Origin of the sequence: Kitasatospora sp. NPDC087315 (genome assembly GCF_044744345.1) — a bacterium.
Lineage (GTDB): Bacteria > Actinomycetota > Actinomycetes > Streptomycetales > Streptomycetaceae > Kitasatospora.
In genome coordinates this window covers 211,348-232,481 of record NZ_JBIUYD010000013.1, presented here as the reverse complement: position 1 = coordinate 232,481, position 21,134 = coordinate 211,348, and the positions used below count along the sequence as shown (strand labels likewise).

The 21,134-nt window shown below is 73.5% G+C and carries 15 protein-coding genes, 1 tRNA gene and 1 pseudogene; 11 read left to right on the top strand and 6 right to left on the bottom strand.

The genetic code is table 11. The features are described 5' to 3' along the window. Nucleotides 1-422: 422 nt before the first annotated feature. Nucleotides 423-1,127 (bottom strand): TetR/AcrR family transcriptional regulator, encoded by a 705-nt coding sequence (locus ACIO5D_RS20735; protein ID WP_400796881.1) that lies wholly within the window; start codon nucleotides 1,125-1,127, stop codon nucleotides 423-425. 133 nt (nucleotides 1,128-1,260) lie between these two features. Here ACIO5D_RS20735 and ACIO5D_RS20730 point away from each other — a divergent pair, with 133 nt between their 5' ends. The 4 genes from ACIO5D_RS20730 to ACIO5D_RS20715 all read left to right on the top strand — a co-directional run bounded on the left by ACIO5D_RS20730 (nucleotide 1,261) and on the right by ACIO5D_RS20715 (nucleotide 7,738). Next, nucleotides 1,261-2,970 (top strand): carboxyl transferase domain-containing protein, encoded by a 1,710-nt coding sequence (locus ACIO5D_RS20730; protein ID WP_400796878.1) that lies wholly within the window; start codon nucleotides 1,261-1,263, stop codon nucleotides 2,968-2,970. Nucleotides 2,971-3,066: 96 nt separating this feature from the next. Next, on the top strand, nucleotides 3,067-5,376 hold the full coding sequence (locus ACIO5D_RS20725) for a biotin carboxylase N-terminal domain-containing protein (RefSeq protein WP_400796875.1): 2,310 nt from the start codon (nucleotides 3,067-3,069) through the stop codon (nucleotides 5,374-5,376). Beyond that, nucleotides 5,373-6,368, top strand: a complete 996-nt coding sequence (locus tag ACIO5D_RS20720; RefSeq protein WP_400796872.1) for a hydroxymethylglutaryl-CoA lyase — start codon at nucleotides 5,373-5,375, stop codon at nucleotides 6,366-6,368. Before ACIO5D_RS20725 ends, ACIO5D_RS20720 begins: the two co-directional genes overlap by 4 nt. Before the next feature lie 176 nt (nucleotides 6,369-6,544). Continuing rightward, nucleotides 6,545-7,738 (top strand): acyl-CoA dehydrogenase family protein, encoded by a 1,194-nt coding sequence (locus tag ACIO5D_RS20715; protein WP_363606779.1) that lies wholly within the window; start codon nucleotides 6,545-6,547, stop codon nucleotides 7,736-7,738. Nucleotides 7,739-7,978: 240 nt separating this feature from the next. Here ACIO5D_RS20715 and ACIO5D_RS20710 read toward each other — a convergent pair whose 3' ends face one another. Next, the gene (locus tag ACIO5D_RS20710; protein WP_400655774.1) at nucleotides 7,979-8,458 is read right to left on the bottom strand and encodes a universal stress protein; all 480 of its coding nucleotides are present in this window, start codon (nucleotides 8,456-8,458) and stop codon (nucleotides 7,979-7,981) included. Nucleotides 8,459-9,264: 806 nt separating this feature from the next. On the opposite strand from ACIO5D_RS20710, the gene ACIO5D_RS20705 reads away from it, so the two are divergent. Beyond that, nucleotides 9,265-10,404 carry an HAD-IA family hydrolase gene (locus tag ACIO5D_RS20705; protein ID WP_400796869.1) on the top strand — a complete coding sequence of 380 codons (1,140 nt, stop codon included), beginning with the start codon at nucleotides 9,265-9,267 and terminating at the stop codon, nucleotides 10,402-10,404. Nucleotides 10,405-10,505: 101 nt separating this feature from the next. Here the strand turns inward: ACIO5D_RS20705 and ACIO5D_RS20700 are convergent, their stop codons facing one another. Further along, nucleotides 10,506-11,333, bottom strand: a complete 828-nt coding sequence (locus ACIO5D_RS20700; RefSeq protein ID WP_400655744.1) for a GNAT family N-acetyltransferase — start codon at nucleotides 11,331-11,333, stop codon at nucleotides 10,506-10,508. Nucleotides 11,334-12,335: 1,002 nt separating this feature from the next. Between ACIO5D_RS20700 and ACIO5D_RS20695 the strand changes: the two are divergent. From ACIO5D_RS20695 to ACIO5D_RS20675, 5 genes and pseudogenes are all read left to right on the top strand, one after another. Further along, a pseudogene (locus tag ACIO5D_RS20695) lies at nucleotides 12,336-13,532 on the top strand (helix-turn-helix domain-containing protein); the annotation flags it as partial. Between the two features lie 587 nt (nucleotides 13,533-14,119). After that, nucleotides 14,120-14,722 (top strand): oligoribonuclease, encoded by a 603-nt coding sequence (orn, locus tag ACIO5D_RS20690; protein ID WP_363606776.1) that lies wholly within the window; start codon nucleotides 14,120-14,122, stop codon nucleotides 14,720-14,722. 221 nt (nucleotides 14,723-14,943) lie between these two features. Beyond that, a tRNA-His gene (locus ACIO5D_RS20685) sits at nucleotides 14,944-15,019 on the top strand. Nucleotides 15,020-15,203: 184 nt separating this feature from the next. After that, complete coding sequence (locus ACIO5D_RS20680) at nucleotides 15,204-15,650, top strand: DUF4442 domain-containing protein (protein ID WP_400655741.1); 447 nt, start codon at nucleotides 15,204-15,206, stop codon at nucleotides 15,648-15,650. 190 nt (nucleotides 15,651-15,840) lie between these two features. Then, nucleotides 15,841-16,692, top strand: coding sequence for a hypothetical protein (locus ACIO5D_RS20675; RefSeq protein ID WP_400796867.1), 852 nt, complete (start codon nucleotides 15,841-15,843; stop codon nucleotides 16,690-16,692). A 68-nt stretch (nucleotides 16,693-16,760) separates the two neighbouring features. On the opposite strand, the gene ACIO5D_RS20670 is transcribed toward ACIO5D_RS20675, so the two are convergent. From ACIO5D_RS20670 to ACIO5D_RS20660, 3 genes are all read right to left on the bottom strand, one after another. Further along, nucleotides 16,761-17,237 (bottom strand): GNAT family N-acetyltransferase, encoded by a 477-nt coding sequence (locus ACIO5D_RS20670; RefSeq protein ID WP_363606773.1) that lies wholly within the window; start codon nucleotides 17,235-17,237, stop codon nucleotides 16,761-16,763. Between the two features lie 154 nt (nucleotides 17,238-17,391). Continuing rightward, nucleotides 17,392-18,321, bottom strand: a complete 930-nt coding sequence (locus ACIO5D_RS20665; RefSeq protein ID WP_400796864.1) for a spermidine synthase — start codon at nucleotides 18,319-18,321, stop codon at nucleotides 17,392-17,394. 70 nt (nucleotides 18,322-18,391) lie between these two features. Then, nucleotides 18,392-18,937 carry a hypothetical protein gene (locus tag ACIO5D_RS20660; RefSeq protein ID WP_363606771.1) on the bottom strand — a complete coding sequence of 182 codons (546 nt, stop codon included), beginning with the start codon at nucleotides 18,935-18,937 and terminating at the stop codon, nucleotides 18,392-18,394. A gap of 487 nt (nucleotides 18,938-19,424) precedes the next feature. Here ACIO5D_RS20660 and ACIO5D_RS20655 point away from each other — a divergent pair, with 487 nt between their 5' ends. After that, complete coding sequence (locus tag ACIO5D_RS20655; protein ID WP_400796861.1) at nucleotides 19,425-21,086, top strand: tetratricopeptide repeat protein; 1,662 nt, start codon at nucleotides 19,425-19,427, stop codon at nucleotides 21,084-21,086. Nucleotides 21,087-21,134: the final 48 nt, after the last annotated feature.

Sequence of the window (21,134 nt, the reverse complement as noted above, 5' to 3'; positions counted from 1 at the left end):
CCGGCTCGGGTGCCGCCCGGGGAAAGCTCCACCGTAGATCCGTGAGTCTCAGGCATATTTAGGGATGCTAACCATTCCGTGGGGTGGCCGCCATGGGGTTTCAGGCCAGAGCAGGCCGACGTGTCCGACCCGCTTGACCCGCCAACAGCCCGCAACCTGCGGTGATTCCCGGCCGGACCTCGCCCGGCCGTCTGCTACCAGCATGGACGACGGCAGGCCGACCGCCCACCGCCCTCCGAGGCAGCGGGCCACCCCCTTTGGGCCTAGGCCGCACCTGGACCCGACCCGCGCGCCGAGGCCGCTACGCGTGGGCACTCGGGCGCGGGCGTACACACCGGGGCGTGTGCACATCGGACGGGCGTGCACCGGGCAGGTGCACACCGGACCGGCGCGCCCCGAACGGGCTGAACCCGGGCCCGGGTTCAGCCCCGGGCGGACGCCGCGGCGTCGGCCGCCGCCGAGAAGGCGCCGTGCGCCAGTCGGCGCAGCAGGGAGGCCATGTCGTCGCGCTGGAGGCCGACCCGCTCACCCTGGGCGAGGTTCGGGCCAAGGCTGTGCGGGGTCGAGTTGATCAGGCCGAAAACGGCGTGCACGGCCGCCCGCGCGACCGGCTCGGCGCCGGGATCGGCCAGCGGCGGGTAGGCCCGCCGGACCACGTCCACCCAGAGTTCGACGTAGCCGCGCTGGAGTCGGCGGACCGTCCGGCGGTCCTCCTCCTTGAGGTTCAGCAGCTCACGGTCGTGCAGGGTGATCAGGTCGCGGTCGTCGAGCGCGAACTCGACGTGTCCGCCGATCAGCGCGTCCAACGCGGCGGCCGCGCCTTCGCTGCCGCTGCCATCGCCATTGCCATTGCCGCTGCCGTCGGCATCGATCTCGCCACCCGCACCGCCGCCGGCACGCCTGCGGCCCTCCTCCAGGAGGCGCTCGCTGATGCCGATCAGGAGGTCGGCGAGCATCGCGTCCTTGCCGGCGAAGTGCCGGTAGAGCCCGGGCCCGCTGATACCGACCGCTTTGCCGATCTCGTCCACGCCCACCCCCAGGAAACCCCGGGCGGCGAACAGCCGGGCAGCCTCCTTGCGGATCTGGTCACGGCGTGGGAGCGCTGAGGTGGCTGGGACGTTCGGCATGCTGCCCATCGTAGACAGTCCGGTTATCGCCCGTTAACCTGGGCGGCACGAGTTAACGCTCATTAACGCGGGGGTCGCGGGCACACCCTGGCCCTGCGGCCCACCTGGTGCCGAGGGCAAGGGAGCTCTTGGGATGGTCATCTCAACCGCCGGTACACAGACCGGCGTCCATGGCAACGGGGCGGCCGGTACCGCCGGACCCGGAGCCGTTCCACCGGGAGCCACCGCTCCCGCGCCCAGGCTCGGCACCGCCGTCGACCCGGGCTCCGAGGCCTATCGCTCGAACACCGAAGCGCACCGAGCCCTGGTCGCCGAGCTGCGCGAGAAACTCGGCGCGGCCGCCCTCGGCGGCGGAGCCAAGGCCCGGGACCGCCACACCGCGCGCGGCAAGCTGCTCCCCCGCGACCGGGTGGACACCCTGCTCGACCCCGCCTCGCCTTTCCTGGAACTGGCCCCACTGGCGGCCGACGGGATGTACGACGGAGCCGCGCCCGCGGCCGGCTTGATCGCGGGCATCGGCCGGGTCGCCGGGCGCGAGGTGGTCGTCGTCGCCAACGACGCCACCGTCAAGGGCGGCACCTACTACCCGATGACGGTCAAGAAGCACCTGCGCGCCCAGGAGGTCGCGCTGGAGAACCGTCTGCCCTGCGTCTATCTGGTGGACTCCGGCGGCGCCTTCCTGCCGATGCAGGACGAGGTCTTCCCGGACCGCGACCACTTCGGCCGGATCTTCTACAACCAGGCCCGGCTCTCGGCCGCCGGCATCCCGCAGATCGCCGCCGTGCTCGGCTCCTGCACGGCGGGCGGCGCGTACGTGCCGGCGATGAGCGACCAGGCCGTCATCGTCCGCAACCAGGGCACGATCTTCCTCGGCGGACCGCCCCTGGTGAAGGCCGCCACCGGGGAGGTGGTCACGGCCGAGGAACTGGGCGGCGGCGAACTCCACTCCCGGACCTCCGGCGTGACGGACCACCTGGCCGAGGACGACGCCCACGCCCTCTCCATCGTCCGCACCATCGTGGCCGGGCTCGGTCCGCGCCCGGCCAGGCCATGGCCGCTCGCCCCGGCCGAACCGCCCACCGTGGACCCGGCCGGGCTCTACGGAGCCGTCCCCGTCGACCCGCGCACGCCCTACGACGTACGCGAGGTGATCGCCCGGCTGGTCGACGGCAGCCGGTTCGCCGAGTTCAAGGCCGAGTACGGCGCGACCCTGGTGACCGGCTTCGCCCGGATCCACGGCCACCCCGTCGGCATCGTCGCCAACAACGGCGTGCTGTTCTCCGAATCCGCCCTCAAGGGCGCCCACTTCATCGAGTTGTGCGACCAGCGCGGCATCCCCCTCCTCTTTCTGCAGAACATCACCGGGTTCATGGTCGGCCGACAGTACGAGGCGGGCGGCATCGCCAAGCACGGCGCCAAGATGGTCAACGCCGTCGCCTGCACCCGCGTACCGAAGCTGACGGTGGTGATCGGCGGCTCGTACGGAGCCGGCAACTACTCGATGTGCGGCCGGGCCTACTCACCTCGCTTCCTGTGGATGTGGCCGGGCGCGAAGATCTCCGTGATGGGCGGCGAGCAGGCGGCGTCGGTCCTGGCCACCGTTCGGCGCGACCAGTTCGAGGCGCGCGGCGAGGAGTGGCCCGCCGACGCGGAGGAGACGTTCAAGCGCCCCGTCCGCGAACAGTACGAGCATCAGGGCAACGCCTACTACGCCACCGCCCGGCTCTGGGACGACGGGGTGATCGACCCGATGGACACCCGCACCGTTCTCGGCCTGGCCCTCACCGCCTGCGCCAACTCCCCGCTCCCGCCGCCCGGTCCGTTCGGCGTCTTCCGGATGTGACCTCCATTCCGCCGCCGCGCCACCACACCCGGCGCTGCGGCTCCCTCCCGCCATCTCCTTCGTACGGCTCCCCTCGACCCGGAGGAAACGCCTCCCATGTTCGACACAGTTCTGGTCGCCAACCGTGGCGAGATCGCCGTCCGGGTGATCCGCACCCTGCGGCGGCTCGGCGTGCGCTCGGTCGCCGTGTTCAGCGACGCGGACGCCGACGCGCCCCACGTCCGCGAGGCCGATCTCGCGGTGCGGCTCGGACCGGCCGACCGCAGTGACAGCTCGGCCGCCGAGACCTACCTGCGGACCGACCAGATCCTCGCCGCCGCCCGCCGCACCGGGGCCCAGGCCGTCCACCCCGGTTACGGCTTCCTCGCCGAGAACGCCGCCTTCGCCCGCGCCTGCGCCGACGCCGGCCTGGTCTTCATCGGTCCTCCTCCCTCCGCGGTCGAGCTGATGGGTGACAAGATCAACGCCAAGGAGGCGGTCCGGGCCGCCGGCGTCCCGGTCGTCCCGGGCAGCCGGGCCACCGCGCCCACCGACGGCGAACTCGTCGCGGCCGCCGACGAGATCGGCTACCCGGTGCTGCTCAAGCCGTCCGCCGGCGGCGGCGGCAAGGGCATGCGCCTGGTACGGGACCGGTCCGACCTGCCGACCGAGATCGCCGCCGCCCGACGGGTCGCCCGCACCGCCTTCGGCGACGACACCCTGCTGCTGGAACGCTGGATCGACCGGCCCCGCCACATCGAGGTCCAGGTGCTCGCCGACGCCCACGGCACCACCGTCCACCTCGGCGAGCGCGAGTGCAGCCTGCAGCGCCGCCACCAGAAGCTGATCGAAGAAGCACCCTCCGTTCTGCTCAATGCCGAGACCCGCGCCGCCATGGGCGCTGCGGCCGTCCGCGCCGCGGAGTCCTGCGGCTACACCGGGGCCGGCACCGTCGAGTTCATCGTTCCCGGCATCGACCCGGACTCCCCCACCCCCACCGAGGGGGTACGGGACTTCTTCTTCATGGAGATGAACACCCGCCTGCAGGTGGAGCACCCCGTCACCGAACTCGCCATCACGGTGGGCGGTTCGGCGGCCACCGGCCCGGCCGAGGACCGGCCGGGACGGCTGGACCTGGTCGAGTGGCAGCTGCGGATCGCCTCGGGCGAGCGCCTGTCCTTCACCCAGCCGGACATCTCCTTTCTGGGCCACGCCATCGAGGCCCGTATCTGCGCCGAGGACCCGGAACGGGACTTCCTCCCCACCGGCGGACGCATCCTGGTGCTGGACGAGCCCCGGGGCGAGGGCGTTCGCGTGGACTCGGGCGTGGCCACGGGCACCGTCATCACCAGCGCCTACGACCCCATGCTCGCCAAGGTCATCGCGTACGGCCCCGACCGCGCGACCGCGCTGCGCCGACTCCGCGCCGCGCTGGCCGACACCCGGATCCTCGGCGTGACCACCAACACGGGCTTCCTGCGGCGACTCCTCGCACACCCCGAGGTCGTCGCCGGCCGGCTCGACACCGGCCTCGTGGAACAGACGGCGCAGCAGCAGCCCGCACTGCTGGCCTCGCCCTACTCCCCGGCCGACGCGGCTCCCGCCGCGGACTCCGCCGAGACCTCCGGATCCCGGCCGTCCGCAGTACCGACCCCTGCTCACCTCCTCTACTACGCGGCCGCGCTCACACGGCAGCTGGACCTCACTCCCGCCGCCGGCACCGACGGCTGGACCGATCCGTTCTCCCTTCCCTCCGGCTGGCGCATGGGCGGTGACGCCGCCTGGACCACCCATCGGCTCCGGGCCCCCGGCCAGGACCCGGTGTCGGTGAGCATTCGCCCGATCACTGCGAGCAACGTAGCCGAGGCCACTGACATTCCCGCGGGCGTCACTCCTGAGATGGAAATCCGACTCGGTTCCGGCCCGGTCCACCGCGCCCGGGCCGCGCGGGCCGGTGACCGGCTGCACCTCACCGTCGACGGCCTGCAGACGACGTTCGCACAGGCCACCGACAACGCACCCGGCCCTGCCGCCGGCCCGGCGACCTGGCTCGGGATCGACGGCGACGCCTGGCCCGTCCACGGGTACGACTCCGTCGGCGAGAACTCCACCGCCGCCGGCGCCCACCACGGCGCCCTGACCGCCCCGATGCCCGGCACCGTCACCGTCGTCAAGACCGCGGCCGGCGAGACGGTCCACCGCGGCCAGCCACTGCTCGTCCTGGAGGCCATGAAGATGGAACACGTGATCACGGCCCCGCACGACGGCGTCGTGAGCGAACTGCGGGCCACCGCAGGCGCCACCGTGGCGATGGAGGAGCTGCTGGCCGTGGTCGTCCCCGCCGAGAACGAGGCCGCGGAGGACGGGCCGGCCGGCCAGGCACTCGCCGGTGCGGCGGCCGGGACCCCGGCGGAGGTGCGGGCATGACCGCCGACGCCTCCCCCGCGCACGAGCCGGACGCCCTCGACCTGGGCCTGCCCGACCCCGTCCACGCCCCGGGCCTGCCCGAGGAGGTCCGGATCCACGAGGTCGGCCCGCGCGACGGACTGCAGAACGAGAGCGCCCTGGTCCCCGTCGAGGTCAAGGCCGAGTTCATCACCCGGCTCGCGGCCGCCGGACTGCGCACGGTCGAAACCACCAGCTTCGTTCACCCGAAATGGGTACCGCAGCTCGCCGACGCCGAGGAGCTCGTCCCCCGGCTCGCCGACCTGCCGGCCCGTCACCCCGGTCTGCGGCTGCCGGTGCTGGTGCCCAACGAGCGCGGGCTCGACCGCGCGCTCGCCCACCACACCGGCGACATCGCGGTCTTCGCCAGCGCCACCGAGACCTTCGCCCGCCGCAACCTCAACCGGTCGGCCGACGAGGCGATGGACATGTTCCAGCCGGTGGTGGAGCGGGCCGCCGGGGCCGGGATCCGGGTCCGCGGCTACCTCTCCATGTGCTTCGGCGACCCGTGGGAGGGCCCGGTGCCCGCCTCCCAGGTGATCGGCTTCGGGGTGCGGCTGCTGGAGATGGGCTGCACCGAACTGAGCCTCGGCGACACCATCGGCGTGGCCACCCCGGGGCAGGTCACCGCACTTCTGGAGGGCTTCGCCGAGGCGGGTGTGCCCGCCGACCGGCTCGCGGTGCACTTCCACGACACCTACGGCCAGGCACTCAGCAACACGCTGGCCGCGCTGCGCGGCGGCATCACCACGGTCGACGCCTCGGCGGGCGGCCTGGGCGGCTGCCCGTACGCCAAGAGCGCGACCGGCAACCTGGCCACCGAGGACCTGGTCTGGATGCTGCACGGGCTGGGCATCCGGACCGGCGTCGATCTGCGCGCCCTGGTCGCCACCAGCGGCTGGATGGCCCGGCAGCTCGGCCGCCCGAGTCCGTCCCGCACCGTCCAGGCGCTGCTCGGCACCGGCCGGGGCTGACGCCGGCCCGGCTCGACCACCCCGCGTCGGCCGGTCCGGGACCCGCCCGGCCGACGCCACCGTCCGTACGACATCCACTCTCTCGACCACACCGCGCGCCTGTCACACCATCAGACGGACGCCGGTCATCCCGATCACGCCCGCGGCCACCCCGGCCGGGCCTCAGGAGGATCACCATGCTCGACCACCGGCTGAACAGCGAGTACGAGGAACTGCGGCGCACCGTCGCCGAGTTCGCCCAGGACGTGGTGGCTCCGAAGATCGGCGAGTTCTACGAGCAGGGCGAGTTCCCCTACGAGATCGTGCGGGAGATGGGGCGGATGGGCCTCTTCGGCCTGCCGTTCCCCGAGGAGTACGGGGGCATGGGCGGCGACTACTTCGCGCTCTGCCTCACGCTGGAGGAGCTCGCCCGGGTCGACTCCTCGGTCGCGATCACCCTGGAGGCGGCGGTCTCGCTCGGCGCCATGCCGATCCACCGGTTCGGCACGGAGGAGCAGAAGCGGGAGTGGCTGCCCCGGCTGACGTCCGGTGAACTCCTCGGGGCCTTCGGCCTGACCGAGCCGGAGGGCGGCTCCGACGCCGGGGCGACCCGCACCACGGCCCGGTACGACGAGGCCACCGACGAGTGGGTCATCAACGGCACGAAGTGCTTCATCACCAACTCCGGCACCGAGATCACCGGGCTGGTCACGGTCACCGCGCTCACCGAACCGATCGCTCGTTCGAGTGAAGAGGGCGAATTCCCCTCGCCACAGCGCGAAATCTCTTCCATCATCGTGCCCACCGGGACCCCGGGGTTCCAGGTGTCGAAGAAGTACTCGAAGGTCGGGTGGAACGCATCCGACACCCGTGAATTGTCCTTTACCGACTGCCGTGTACCCGCGGCCAACCTGCTGGGCGAGCGCGGCCGTGGCTACGCCCAGTTTTTGCGGATCCTCGACGAGGGCCGCATCGCCATCGCAGCCCTGGCCACCGGCCTGGCCCAGGGGTGCGTCGACCAGTCCGTCATCTACGCCGGTACGCGCCGGGCCTTCGGCCGGCCGATCGGCGCCAACCAGGCCATCCAGTTCAAGCTCGCCGACATGGAGATGCGCGCCCACACCTCCCGCCTGGCCTGGCGGGATGCCGCTTCCCGGCTGCTGCACGCCGAACCGTTCAAGAAGGAGGCCGCCATTGCCAAGCTGTACTCGTCGGAGGCCGCCGTCGACAACGCCCGCGAGGCGACCCAGATCCACGGCGGGTACGGCTTCATGAACGAGTTCCCGGTCGCCCGCTTCTGGCGCGACTGCAAGATCCTTGAGATCGGGGAGGGCACCTCCGAGGTCCAGCGCATGCTCATCGCCCGGGAGCTGGGCGTCGGATCCTCCTGAGCCCGAGCGGCTCGGGGCGCCGGCCCTGGGCGGCGACAGCCCGGAGAGCGTCCGCCATCGGTCTATCTCCGCTGTCGCCGACCCCTCGGGTCAGCGCCCCGGCCACAGGCCGCAGTTCGGATCGGCGCGTCGGCCGGCGCGCCGGTCCGGTCACCGGCCGCGCACCGGCCTGCGAGCCGATTCTGCCCTCGGTCCACCGGTGTCCGCCCGGCTCTGGACGGTCCGACACCGGACAGAGCATCAGGGAATAACGATCACCGGGCGGTTGGCGCGCCGGGCCAGCCGGCCTGAGACAGATCCGAAGATCTTGCCGAGCAGGCCGTGCGTACTGCCGACCACGATGGCGTCGGCGGCGTACTCGCGACCGACCTCCTCGATCTCGTGGCAGATGTCGCCGCCCCGCTCGACGAGGATCCACGGCACGCCGGCCAGGAAGTCCGCGCAGGCCAGTTCCAGACCGAGGACCTCGGTCCGATGGTCGGGGAGATCGACGAAGACAGGAGGTTCACACCCCGCCCAGACCGTGGCGGGCAACCGGTTGGCCACGTGCACAATCACCAGGCCGCACTGTGAGCGACGGGCCATGCCCACCGCATAGGCAAGAGCGCGCTCACTCGACAGGGAGCCGTCGAATCCCACCACCACACCGTGCTGGAAGGCCGGGTCGCATGCGCCGACGGGCGTCTCCCGAGCAGCCGGATCGCCGGTCACGTCCGGCATGCCGGAGGCTTCCGGGCGTTCGGCGCCCGGACCGAGGCGGCCCGTCATCGCCGGCTCCACAGGGCCGGTCCGGGGCTCGTCCCGCCGCTGACGCGGACCGGGACGGCCTCGGCGGGCGATGTTGCGAAGGGAACGCGAGAGGCCCTGGGCGTCCGGGTCGTCGCCGGGGTCGCCGCAGCCGTCACCGACTCCCCCGGCCGCTGCGCGCGCGCCACGGCCCGAATCCGGATCAACCGGTCGGGAGGACTCAAAACCAGCCATGGCTCAAGGCTCTTCGAGGGAGATGTGCCGACAGGAGAGGACAACGCTGCCCGGGCGGCAGGCCCGCCCACGGAACGACGTCGGTCTGCGCCGAGCACCACCGTATGTGACCTGTTCCTTTCAGAGTACGACGGGCTTGAGGCTCAGCCCAGTGGCGAAGCCTCGGAATGACTTTGTTCCCGCGAATGGAGGATGCGCCCGCCGACAGCAGTGCGCCCCCTACAGGCAGGCGATCGCGCCCCCTCGACAAAGGAGGTTCTCTGGAGCTTGGCTGAGCAGACCGGGCGATGCAACAGGCCCAAGGGACACCGTGACCGGACTGTCATCGATCGGCGACGATCCGTTGCCACCCGTCACCGACCGGCGCGCGCGTTCCGAACGGTCGGCCCCGCTGAGCGCCGCCCCGCACCTCACGGACACCACCCGCCGTCACGCTGCTCCGGCGTACCTCCCGTCTGGCGGCCTTTCGGCCAACACCTACGGGTTCACGACGCCGTCTGGCATTTGCCAGATGCATAGGCGCTGCCGCTGACACCATGCTCGACATGTCCCTGCTCCTGCTCGACCTCGACAACACGCTGCTCCCCAGGGATGCCGCTTTCCGGGCCTGGGCTCAGGATTTTCTGGCCGAACGAGGGCTGCCGCCCGGCGACCTCGACTGGCTCGCCACCATCGACGGCGGCGGTTATGTGCCGCGCAGCACCGTACTGTCCGCCGCCCAGCGCCGCTATGGGCTGGACGAGTCCCTCGAACTCCTGCTGGCGCACTACCGACACGGCATCAACTCGCATATCCACTGCCCGTCCCGGCACATCGACGCGCTGCGGGCGGCGCGCGATGCCGGGTGGACGCTCGGCATCGTGAGCAATGGCAGCACCCGCCCCCAACTGGAGAAGATCCGCCGGACCGGGCTCGGCCCGCTGGTCGACGGCTGGGTCATCTCCGAGGAGGCCGAGTGCGTCAAGCCGGACCCGTTGATCTTCGAGATCGCCGCCCAGCGGTGCGGTATCGCACCCACCGGAGACTGGGCCTCGCACACCTGGATGATCGGCGACTACGCCCCGGCCGACATCGCGGGGGCCGAGCTCGCCGGTCTGCGCAGCGTCTGGCTGCACCATGGCCGTCCCTGGGCCGAGCCCGGCTACCGGCCGACGCTGAAGGCGGCCGGTCTGCCTGAGGCCGTCGGACAGGTGCTGTCCGCCCGGAACGCGCCCGGCCCCCGGGCGGCGGCCCGGGCGGGGACCAGAACGGGCGGGCCGGGCCGACGAAGGACGGCCGGCGCGGCCCCGGGCAGTTCCTCCTCCCGGGATCTCGCGGCGGCGGCCGCGCTCACCGGCGCGCGGTCCAGCGCACAGCTCTCCTTGTCCGCCCCGGACGGCATGCGTGCGCCTGTTCCCATGAACGCCACGGAAGGGAGCGCTCCCGGCTCGGGGACGAGGCCGGCTGTCCGAAACCGGTCCGGCGAAGTTGCCTCATCCGGCGGCAGCCATCCCATGAACGCGAGTCGGACCACCACCGGGGCGCCCGCCACCGGCACACCGGTCGCCGCGCCGCCCTCGCGGACCCGGTTCGCCGCGCCTCCACCGCGGTTCGGTCCCCGTCCGGCCGCCCCGGTGACTGCGGTCACCCCGGTCACCGCAGTCACCGTGGCACAGGCGGTGGAGACGGCCGTGGCATCCCAGTGAGGTGGCCGGGCAGCCGGTCCCCGGCGCCGGCCGCCGGAGGCGATGGCCGCCCCTGACGCCCGGCGCTCCCGCCCGCCCGGCCTTCTCGGCCCCCCGGCCTCCTAACGCTCCTGGCCGCCACGGCCTTGCCCGCCGGCCGAGGGGCTGCGGGTCCACCAGAGGGTGCGGCTCTGTTCGATGAAACCGAGCTTGCGGTAGAGCGGTGCGCCGAGTGGGGTGGCGACCAGGGTCGCCGGGCGGTCGGGGTGCGCGGCGGTCAGCGCGGTCTCCAGGATGGCGCGGGCCACACCCCGGGAGCGGTGGTCGGGGAGGGTCGCGACCCAGTACACCCCGGTGGCCCGGCCGTCGTCGTAGGTCAGGCAGGCGCCGGCCGTCACGCCGTCCCGGCGCCCGAGCCAGGCCCGGCAGCCCGGCTCGGCGAGCAGGCGCTCGGGAAGCATGCCACCCCGTGTCCAGGGCTGCCGGGCGGGTATCGGGAAGCCGTCCACCACCGAGCGTTCGACCTCGGCGAAGCCGTCGCCGTCCTGGACCTCATCGACCGTCAGGGACTCGTCCGTGCCACCCCCAGTGGCCGTCCGCCCACCCCGGGGAGACACGTCGAGCGGGCCGGGCTCACGCGCCATGACCGGCATCGCCGGGCCGTGGGAGCAGCCGAAGCGGGCCATGTCCAGGCGGCCGTAGGGGTCTTCCAGGGTGAGCTGCGTCGTGGACCACTCCCGCAGCAGGGCCGCCAATTCCTCTTCCAGCGGAGCCGGTTCACCGTAGGGGCGGGTGACCACGATGCGATGGGCGTCGTCCGGCGTGCGGGCGCAGCGGACCGCGGTGAATCCGGGGTGGGCGAGTTGCTGCCAACCGTACGCACGGGCTTGGGCGAGCCAGAACGCGGCGGCATTGTCGTTGGCCTGTTCGAGCCGGCTGTGGATGTTCACGACAGGACGGTAGCGCGGGCGCCGGACGGCCGGCCCCCGGCCTCGGCACTGGCCGGATGAAGCCAGAGAGGCGCACGCTTTGGCTCCGTGCGCCCTCTCGTGCACCGCCGATTTTCGGTCAATCTCGCGCGGCTCCCTCGCCCTTGGGCAAACCCGCAGCCCAGACCCGCCGACCGGGTGCGCCGAAGCCGGGCGCCCCAGGACCAGCCCCGCGACAACCAGCCACCGTTGCACCGGCCCTCTTCCCAGAAGGGTCGACGGGTGCCACGCTTCGTGATCGAATGCATCACGCCAAATTGCCATGTCGACATAGCGTCGGATGGTGAACTTGTCACAACGGCAACGGTCCACCCGATAGATTCGATCTTGGCGAGCAGTGCCGCACCACCCACACCACACCACCGAGGGGGCTTGAGCGCCTTGAGCAGGGTGAGCAGGAGCGACGCGGGTCCTGACAGCGGCCAGGCCGTGGCCGGCATCGCGGGGCGTTCCGCGAGAAGCACCGGTATCCCGGCCATCGCAGCCACCCCCCGCACCTCCGGCACCTCCAGCGCCGTCCCGTACTCCTCGTACGCCTCTGCCGCCTCAGGCGCATCCTCGGTATCAGCGGCCTCTGGCGCACCTTCCTCCCCCTCTGCCCCGGAGCATGTCGGACGGCCCGTCAACCGACCGTCCGTCAGCCCGACGTCAGCTCAGAACTTCGGAGCGGGCGCCCAGGCGGGAGCGTCGGTTCCCGGCCAACCTGGTGGCCAGGGCGCTGGCCACGCTGTCGGTCAGCCGGGGCAGGGCGGGGGCTTCCCTGGTTTCCCTGGCGGCCTCACCGGTGGCGGTTTCCCGACCGCTTCGGCGGTCTCGGGCGCCGCCGCCCCGGCCGCCGGCACCGGGATGGCGACCGCCGGAATCCCGGCCGGTCCGCTCGGCACGGTCGGCCACGGACCGACGGCCCACGGTCCGAGCGGCGCGGTCGGCCTGTCCGGGGCCAACGGCTCCGCGAACCCCGTGATGGCCGCCGCCCCCCGGAAGCTCTCGGGCCGGCGCCGGCGCGAGACCGTCGCGGTGCTGATCTTCGGCGGCGCCCCGATCTTCGAGAGCTCGATCCCCCTCTCCGTCTTCGGTGTCGACCGCCAGGACGCCGGTGTGCCGCGCTACCGCCTGCTGGTCTGCGCCGGGGAGGAGGGGCCGCTCGCCACCACCGGCGGCCTCACCCTCTCCGCGCCGTACGGACTGGAGGCGCTGGCACGGGCCGGCACGATCGTCGTACCGGCCTGGCGCTCGATCTCGCAGCCGCCGCCGGTCGAGGCCATCACCGCCCTGCGCAAGGCCCACCACGAGGGCGCCCGGATCATCGGGCTCTGCACCGGCGCGTTCGTGCTCGCCGCCGCCGGTCTGCTGGACGGCCGCCCGGCCACCACGCACTGGATGTACGCGCCGACCCTGGCCAAGCGCTACCCCCGGGTGCACGTCGACCCGCGCGAGCTCTTCGTCGACGACGGCGACGTGCTGACCTCGGCGGGTACCGCCGCCGGTATCGATCTCTGCCTGCACGTGGTGCGCAGCGACCACGGCGCCGAGGCGGCCAACGCGCTGGCCCGCCGGCTGGTGGTGCCGAGCCGCCGCAGCGGGGGCGGACAGGCCCAGTACATCGATCAGTCTTTACCAGAAGAGATCGGCAACGACCCGCTTGCCGAGGTGGTCACCTGGGCGCTGGAGAACCTCAACCAGCAGTTCGACGTCGAGGTGCTGGCGGCGCGTGCCTATATGAGCCGGCGCACGTTCGACCGGCGGTTCCGCACGCTGACCGGCAGTGCCCCGCTGCAGTGGCTGATCACCCAGCGGGTGCTCCAGGCGCAGCGGCTGCTGGAGACGTCGGAACTGTCGGTGGACGATGTCGCCCGACGGTGCGGCTTCCGGTCGCCGGTGGCACTGCGCGGCCATTTCCGCCGCCAGCTCGGGGTCTCGCCGGCCGCCTACCGGACCAGCTACCGTTCCCGGCGGCCGGGACCGCAGGCTCCGGCGCCGATGGTGCCGCACTCCGGTGACCTCCGGCCGGGCGGCGCCCTGCCGCAGTCGGCCGGCTCGCCCGCGGCAGTGGCGGCCGCCGCCGCCGCGGCGGCAGGCGGGGCGCTGCTGGGACAGCACGGACAGCAGTCCGCGCACTCGTTCCCGTCCATGCCCGGCAACCCCGCACACCCGGGGCAGCACGGGCAGCAGGCGTTCCACGCGCGCGCCGGGCAGCCGTACCCGCACCAGCAGGCGACGCCTCAGTCGCACCCGGGGCAACCCGGCTCGGGGCGCGGTCCGGCCCGGTCGCCGCTGGTCCCGGCCCAGCCCGGCCCCGGAGCGGGTCGGCCACCGCGGACCGCGGAGCACGCGGCGGCGGAGGACGGCCACCCGCAGCCGGGTGCGCGCGGCCAGGGCCAGGGGCATCGCGCCGTGTCCGAACGGCCGTCGGACGAGACCGGTACCACCGGCTCGGGCACCGGCGGGCGAGGGCACGGCACGGCCGCGGGCCGGGTGCCGGTACCGTCCTCGCCGGTGACTCCGGAGGCCCGGGCCCGCCAGGTCCGACCTCCGCAGATCCGCCAGCAGGGCGGCCGCACCGGAGCCGCGGACGCCGGACGTGAGCCACGCGACACCCGTTCCGCACGGGAGGGTCACCAGGGCCGGGAGGGCCATGAGCCGGACGGTCACGGCCAGGACGGGCACGCGGCCGAGGCCTGTGCCCCGGCGCCCCGCTCGACTCCGGCGGTGCCCGTGGCGCGTGATCGCGCCGTAGGGTGAGTGGCGTGAATGACCGTTTGGTATGGATCGACTGTGAAATGACAGGCCTCGACCTCGACCGGGACGCTCTGGTCGAGGTCGCGGCACTGGTGACGGACTCCGAGCTGAACGTCCTCGGCGAGGGCGTCGACGTCATCATCCGCCCGCCCGCGGAGGCGCTGGCGAACATGCCGGAGGTGGTGCGCACCATGCACACCGCCTCCGGTCTGCTCGACGAACTGGAGCACGGCGTCACCCTCGCCGAGGCCGAGGCGCTCGTGCTCGCGTACGTCCGCGAGCACGCGCCCGAGGCGGGCCGGACGCCGCTGTGCGGGAACTCGGTGGCGACCGACCGCGGCTTCCTCGCCCGGGACATGCCGGCCCTGGAGGGCCACCTGCACTACCGGATCGTCGACGTCTCCTCGATCAAGGAGCTGGCCCGCCGCTGGTATCCGCGGGCGTACTACAACAGCCCGCAGAAGGGCGGTAGCCACCGGGCGCTCGCCGACATCCGCGAGAGCATCGACGAACTGCGGTACTACCGCGAGGCGGTGTTCGTCCCGCAGCCCGGCCCGGACACCGACACCGCGCGCGCGATCGCCGAGAAGTACCAGGCGCCGACCGACTGACCTCTCCCGCCCGGCTCCGGCGGGCCGGCGAACGACGACGAACGGCGGCGACGAACGGCGGCTGCGAACCACGTCGACGCCGGGCGGGGGTCGGCCGGAAGGGCCCGAGGGGGTGCCCGCGTTCGTCCGGGCGAAACCCTGGCGCGAGCACCCTCTCGGATCCTGTAGAGTTCTTCCTGTCGGAACGGGGGCGCGAAGAGCGCAAACGGTCCGGACAGATGGTGGGTGTAGCTCAGTTGGTAGAGCACCTGGTTGTGGTCCAGGTGGCCGCGGGTTCGAGTCCCGTCACTCACCCCAGAGCCTGAGGGGCCGATCTCTTCAAGAGATCGGCCCCTCAGGCGTTTTCGCGTTCCCTCACATCCCCACGCACCGCGCATCCCTGGCGACCCCCGCGATTCCCGCCCGACCGCACAGCTCCACGGCACGGTTTCCCCGCCGACAGATCTGCCGCCAGATGCTACCGACTAGTAACATTGCCGCCATGACCACACCTTCGATCGGCCGGCTGCTCGAATCGACCGTGCCGATGGCACGCACCCTCAAGCTCGAGTACCTGGAGACCACCCCGGAGCGCGCGGTGCTCCGGCTGCCCGACCAGCCCGAGTACCACAACCACGTCGGCGGGCCGCACGCCGGCGCGATGTTCACGCTCGCCGAGTCGGCGAGCGGCTGCATCGTGCTGGGCGCCTTCGGCGACCAGCTCTCGCGTGCCGTGCCGCTCGCGGTGAGTGCCGAGATCTCCTACAAGAAGCTGGCCATGGGTGTGGTCACCGCCACCGCCGTCCTGGGCCGCCCGGCCGCCGGGATCGTCGCCGAGCTGGACGAGGGCGGTCGCCCCGAGTTCCCGGTCACCGTCGAGATCACCCGCGCCGACGGGGCCGTGACCGGCGTCATGACCGTCGTCTGGACCCTGCGCCCCAACTCCTGACCGACCGGCGCCCGGTGGTTCCGGGGTCTCATCGCGATAACTGTCCGTGACGACGGCCGTGACCTCACGCCCCGTCCGCTCGTTCTCAATTCACGTGCGAGCCAATCACGCGGTCAAGGCCCCGGAACCAGCCCGACGCGCCCTCGGCGGCACGCGGCGTACGGTCGGCCGGTGGCTGCCCCGTCCACGCGTGGTCGCGGTGGCCGGGGCGCTGCTCGCACAGATCTGGTGGCTCGGAGCACCGGGCGCGTACGCGGCGGCGCCCGAACCCCTGCCGGAACCGGTGAACCGCACGGTCGGACGGGCCCTGCACGGCGGGCAGGCCTTCGACGGAGCGTCAGCCGAACGCCCGTCCGAGACGGGGCGGAAGACCTCCGGCGCCACCGGTGCCCGTGGCACACCGCCGCAGGACGCGCCCGCCGGGCCCCCCGGTCCGGTGGAGTCCCCCGGGCTGGTCGGACAGCTCACCGGTACGGCCGCGTCCGTACCTTCCTCCGGTACGGACACCGTGACCGGGCTGGTCGGAGGTGTGCTGCAGGAGCGGATCAGGGCGGGCGGCCTGCCGCTGCCGGGCCAGCGGGCCGCCGTTCCGGACGCGTTCGCGATCGCCTCGGGGCTACTGGAACCGGCCCCCGCCGAGGCCCGTACCCCGGAGGCACGCGCCTCACGGAGCAGTGAGCCCGAGACGCCCTCGTCGCCGGACGGACGGACGGGTGCCGGTACGCCACGCCCCGCTCCGGCGGACGACGGCCGGCCCGGCCAGAATCCCCCGCCACCGGTTCGCGAGGCCGCCGACCTTCGGTCCAGCCCCGGTTCCGAACCGCCCGAGGACGGCGCGGACGGTGCCGGAACCACGCGCCGGCCCGCACCGGAGGGCCGTCCGGCGGCGTACGAGGACCTGGCACTGACCGACCCGGCCACCATGGCGGCCGGTCACGGGCCCTCGGACACGGGGATCGCCGTGCTCGCCCCCATCGCCGCCGGACTGCTGCTCACCGGCGCCGCGATGTGGAAGCACCGGGGCCTGCCGCGCGGGCACTGAGACGGACACCGGCGCGGGCCCGGCACCGGTCCCGACGCCGGGACCGCCACGGGACGGACCGCCCGGCGTCAGACCGCCGGACCGAGGTCCAGCGCCAGCAGCGGGAGTTCGCGCCCGGGAATCGACCCGGACGGGGTGACACCGATCCGGGTGGCACCCATCGCCAGGTAGAACGGCTCCGCGTTCGGGTCGGCATCGATGGTGAGCCGGTGGAAGCCGAGCGCCACGGCCTGCTCGCGAAGGTGCTGGAAGAGCCGGCCTCCGACGCCCCTGCCGATGGTGTCGGGCTCGACGAAGAGCATGCCCAACTCGCCCTGGGGCGGCGCCCCGACGAGGGTCGCGAAGCCCAGCACCCGGCTGTCACCGGCGGCCACCGGTTCCTCGGCCACCATCGTCCGCTGCCGCTCGATCCCGTCGGCGTCCAGGGTCAGTTCGTCCCGGCAGGCAGCCAGGAACGCCTCGTCGTAGCCCCAGTGGGCCTTGGAGCGGAGGGCGAGGGCGCTGAGCAGCTCCGCCTCCTCCGGCCGAGCCGGTCTGATCCGCATGGCGTGCCCTCCTGTTCGGCGACGCCGTCCGGATTCCGGACGGCAACGGCCATTCTCCGCAACGGGCGGCACGACCGCCAAGCGGTTTACCGGAGTTCGGGCCACGCCCCGCTCCCCGCCACCGAACAACACGGCAGCGGCAACGGCAACGTGGCTAACGGAACGTCCCCGGCGGCGGGACCGGGGAGGGAGCGGCGGTCGCGTCGGTGGCCGGGGCCGCGCCGGCGGCGAAGTCGGCCAGGGCGCGGCCGTGTTCGACCCGGCCGAGGGCGGCGTCAGTGGCGACCTTGCGGCCCAGTTCGGCGACCGGGAGCGAAGCGTGGGCGGCAGCCAGGACGAGGTTGCCGAAGCGCTTTCCGCGCAGCACGGCCGGGTCCGCGACCAGGCACAGCTCGGGGAAGACCGCGCCGAGCGTGGCGATCTGCGAACGGGCGAACGGAAGCGCCGCACCGTCGGCGATGTTCACCGCGTACCAGCCGCCGGGGGCCAGCGCCCGGGCGGCGAGCACGGTGAACTCGACGGTCGTGCAGTGGGCGGGCACCCGGGCGCCGGAGAAGACATCGGCGATGACAAGGTCGACGCTGCCCTCCGGGGTCCGCTCCAGCACGCTGCGGGCGTCCGAACCGCGGACCTTGATCTGCCAGCCCCGTTCCAGCGGGAGTTCGGCGCGGACGAGGTCGGTGAGCGCGGTGTCGATCTCGGCGACCTGCTGGCGGGAGCGGGGGCGGGTGGCCGCGACATAGCGGGCCAGGGTGAGGGCACCGCCGCCGAGATGCAGAACGGTCAGGGGACGACCGGGCGGGGCGACCAGGTCGATCAGGTGGCCGAGGCGACGCTGGTACTCGAAGCCCAGGTGGCTCGGGTCGGCGAGGTCGACCATGGACTGCGGGGCGCCGTCGATGAGGAGCGACCAGGCGCCGGGGCGGTCGCGGTCGGGGCGGAGCTCGGCCAGCCCGGAATCGACGGGACGGGTGAGCGGGCCCTGGGTGTGCGTTCGGCCGCCGGGGCCGGTGGTCGCCGGCTGCGGCTCCGCCGTCGTACGCCCCTTGTCCGCGCTGCGGCCGGCTCTGCTGCTTCGTCCCATACCGGCCATTATCGCCGCCGGGCCGGAGGCCTCCGCGGCCCAGCGGGGGTGCCGGGCGGACGGGCGACGGTCAGAACGGGCCGAGGCCGCCGGCCGTCAGGGTGCAGGCCGCCTCGCAGAGGGCCGAACGCAGCACCCAGGCATCGGTGGGGCGGGCCGCGCACCCGGCACCGGTCGGGGGCATCACCCACCGCGGGTCGGTGGCGGGCAGAAGCAGGCCGCCCGCGGTACAGGAGCTTCCTGGGAGGTGCCACGTCTCCGAGGTGCCGGCCGGGACGAAGAAGGAGACGGTGCTGCCGTTGCGGCTCTGCAGCACGACCCCGCAGGCCCGGCGCAGCCGCAGGATGTCGACCGCCTCCAGTCCGTGCCGCAGCGCGACCGTGACCATGTCGTAGCCGGCGACGACCACGCCGTCGTCGCCGGCCGCCGGGGGGCGCCCGGTCTCGCCGAGGCGACGGGCCCGTCCGTTGCCGCCGCCGCACGGGGCGTGGCCGCCCTCGGCGGGCCCCCGCCCGGGGCCGCGGTCGTCGGCGGGCTCGGGCAACAGGGCGGGGACGGCGGCGGCGAGCACTCCTCTGGCGGCCAGGCGGTGGTACTGCGGTACTCCGGTGGCCATCACGGGCTCTCCTGTCACCTCGGCGGTTTCGGAAGCCGCGCCGCCCGGGCGGTGGCGGCCGCCGCGGCGGGCGGCGGGCCCGGGACGGCGGCCGGAGGCTTCCGCGTATCAGGACAACGCGAAGGACGCTTCCCAGGCCACGGGGCGCCTTACAGCAAGGCATGGCATTTCATGGCAGATCCCGGCAACAGGGTCCGATTTGACCAGGATTGACCACCTATCATCCGCAAACTCGCTGTGGCCGACCGGTGACTCCAGGTACTGTCGGTTGCGAGCCAGGCGGCCCATCCGGCCGCACCGGGCCCACCGGCAGCCGGGAGCAGCACCCCGGCACCCCGGCACCACGGCCACCTCAGTCCCCTCAGTCCCCTCAGTCCCCGCAGTCCCGGCAACCACGAGAGCCCAGCCCGGTCCGTCGCACACCGGACCTCACCCCACGGAACCGCCCCGCCTCGCACCACCACCCCGCACGACCACGGAGCGCACCATGGCAGCCACCCCACCGGCCGAGCCGAACCGCCCGTCCCCCAATACCGTGATGCGCGCCCTGCGCGGCGACCGGTCACCGGGCGAGTTCGCCATGGCCGTACGCCGGGCCGCCCGGGAGATCGGCGAGCATGTGTCCTGCGACGCGCGCTACGTCGGGCGGGTCGAGGCCGGCGAGATCCGCTGCCCCAACTACGCCTACGAGCGGGTCTTCCGGCACATGTGGCCGGGCCGCTCGCTGACCGATCTCGGCTTCTCCCCCCGTACCGCCGTCCGCCGCCGCCGGGCGGACGGCCGCAGGGGCGCCGGGCCATCCCCGCTCCACCCGCAGTTCCCGTTCCCGCCCACCCCACGCCCACCACTCTCCACACAACTCCCGTACGCTGCCTCGCCGTACGCGGAACCGCCCCCACCGGACGGGCCCATGCCGCCGAGGCCCGTGGCGGTGCCCCGGGGGCCCGACGGATCGCACCATTTCGACGAGGAGAACGACGACGTGCGTCGCCGTACGTTCCTGGCCGGCGGATCCGCCGCACTGGCCACCGTGATCGGCATCGACCGGCCGGCCGGGGCCGGCCCCCGCACCGCCCCGGGCGGCCCCGGCACCGGAGCGGCCACCCCCTGCGGGCTCGTCCCACCCCAGCCGGGGCCCGGCACAAGCAGGTTCGACGCCGCCCCCGGCCTGTTCGATCCCGGATCCGCCTCCGACCCCGGCTCCGCCTTCGTACCCGGCCGGCCCGGGCCGGTGCCACCGCCCCGCAAGGTCGGCGCCGCCGAGGTGCTCGGCGTCGAACAGGCCGTACGGGACATCCGGCTGGCCGACGACGTCTACGGGGCCGACGCCCTGTTCGAGCTGGCCGGGCAGTCGCTACGCACCGCGTACCTGCTGCTCAACGAGGGCGAGTACAGCGCCGAGACCGAACGAAGACTCCAGGCCGGTGCAGGCGAACTGGCCATCTCGGTCGGCTGGTTGGCGCACGATTCGAACCGGCTGGCGGACGCCCGGTCGCTCTACGCCGAGGCGCTCGCCACCGCCCGGATGGCGGGCGACTCCGCGCTGGAGGCGCATGTCTTCTGCAACAGCGCCTTCCTCGCCAGGGACGCCGGCCGCCCCCGTGAGGCGCTGCGCGCCGCCCAGGCCGGCCAGGCCGCCGCCCGTTACCTGGACTCCGACCGGCTGCTCGCGCTGCTCGCCATGCGCGAGGCCGGCGGCTGGGCACTGCTGCACGACCGCGCCGCCTGCGAACGGGCGCTCTCCCGGGCGTACACGCTCTTCGACCGCGGCCCCTCCGAGGCCGATCCCGAATGGATGTCCTTCTTCGGCGAGGCGGAGATCGCCGGGCTGGAGTCGCAGTGCTGGTCCGCCCTCGGGGACTGGGACCGGGCCAGCGAGCAGGCCGGGCGGGCGATAGAGCTGCAGAAGCCGCGCTTCGTCCGCAACCGGGTGCTGTACACCGCCGAGCTGGCCCACGACCGGCTCGGCCGGGGGGACTTGGCCGGCGCGGCGAACCACGGCACGGCCGCCGTCGCACTGTTCGGCGAGGTCCGCTCGGCCCGGATCCGCAGCATGCTGGCGGACACCGCCGAACGGCTGCGCGCGCACCGGGGCGTGCCGGAGGTCGGCCGCTTCCTGGCGGAGTACGACGTGGCCGCGGCCGCCTGACCGGTCGGCCGGGACTGCGGCCAGAACCGGGACCGGGGCCAGGGACCC